This is a genomic window from Flavonifractor sp. DFI.6.63, assembly GCF_024462255.1.
GTDB lineage: Bacteria > Bacillota > Clostridia > Oscillospirales > Oscillospiraceae > Lawsonibacter_A > Lawsonibacter_A hominis.
Genome location: NZ_JANGBE010000098.1, coordinates 1 through 371 on the forward strand (window position 1 = coordinate 1; position 371 = coordinate 371).

At 62.8% G+C, this 371-nt stretch carries 1 pseudogene; it reads left to right on the forward strand.

Going from position 1 to position 371, the window contains the following annotated elements:
- Nucleotides 1–371, forward strand: a pseudogene (locus tag NE547_RS18060) (hypothetical protein); the annotation flags it as partial.

The window sequence follows — 371 nt, forward strand, 5'->3', positions numbered from 1 at the left end:
ATGAAGACCGGCGTGCGCATCCTGTGCACCTTTACCCTGGTCCTCACCGGCCTGCTCTACATCTGGTTCGGCCACGTGAACTCCCCCGTGCTGTTTTTGGTCTGCCTGACCCTGTTCACCTTTATTTCCAACGCCTTCGGTCTGATCGGCACTTCCACTCTGATGAACAACTGGTTCCCCCGCAAGAAGGGCATCGCCCTGGGCTGGGCCACCATGGGCGCCCCCCTGTGCACCGCCACCTTCGTCGCCATCCTCTCCGGTCTGTTCGGCAAGTTCGGCGTCCCCACCGGCTGCACCATCGTGGGCGTGGTCGTCGTCATCTTCGGCCTGGCCTCCCTCGTCTGGGTGAAGGACTATCCCCACGACGTGGG